General features: G+C 38.0%; 1 protein-coding gene and 1 pseudogene. Both read left to right on the top strand.

Annotated elements, in window-relative coordinates; all coding sequences use genetic code 11:
* A pseudogene (locus CER18_RS09780) lies at positions 1–244 on the top strand (helix-turn-helix domain-containing protein); the annotation flags it as partial.
* A gap of 166 nt (positions 245–410) precedes the next feature.
* Positions 411–763: helix-turn-helix domain-containing protein (locus CER18_RS09775; protein ID WP_100129748.1), on the top strand; the 353-nt coding region annotated here is incomplete at its 3' end.

The raw sequence follows: 763 nt of genomic DNA, 5'->3' as shown, positions 1-763 counted from the left end.
CCAACAAGTCCAAAAATATGAAAAAGGATTGAACCGTGTGGGGGCAGGGCGCTTACAAGAAATTGCTGATATATTGGATATCTCGATTTTCTTTTTTTATGCCGATATTTCAACAAAAGAACATATCTTGCTTCCTTATGAAGAAATGACCTCAAACCAAGAAGAGCATATCCTTTTGAAAAGTTTTAGAGAGCTTAAGCCTAAACAACAAAAAGCAATCTTGTGTTTGATTGCTGAAAGATAAAACACGGCTTTAAATTTTATTGTAAATCTTTCGAAATTACTTTATACCTTAAAGGGTGACTTTGGTCGTAGACGCAACGATCAAGAGGGCTTCAAAAACCCTAAAGTTCAGTACATAAAAATTAACCTACTTTTGTGGGTATCCCGGAATTCCGGGAGTTTTTGCCATGTCCAGGTGTGCTTGCACACTAAAAGCAAAAAAGCTGACTGAACTCAGTGTTTTTGACTCCCGGAATACTTATGCGAGGGCGCTCGCACTTGGCGGGGGGCTTTCAGTGCAAACCAAAAATCCACATTCTAACGATATTTTGATAGGCAAGAGAATTCGTTTGAGACGAGAAATGTTGAAAATGTCTCAAAAACAATTAGGGCACCGTTTAGGGATAACCTTCCAACAAGTCCAAAAATATGAAAAAGGATTGAACCGTGTGGGGGCAGGGCGCTTACAAGAAATTGCTGATATATTGGATATCTCGATTTTCTTTTTTTATGCCGATATTTCAACAAAAGAACATATCTT

This window comes from Bartonella tribocorum, from assembly GCF_002777915.1.
In the GTDB taxonomy this organism is placed as follows: domain Bacteria; phylum Pseudomonadota; class Alphaproteobacteria; order Rhizobiales; family Rhizobiaceae; genus Bartonella; species Bartonella tribocorum_A.
The sequence above is the reverse complement of the archived record's forward strand: the minus strand, read 5'-3'. Positions and strand labels throughout refer to the sequence as shown.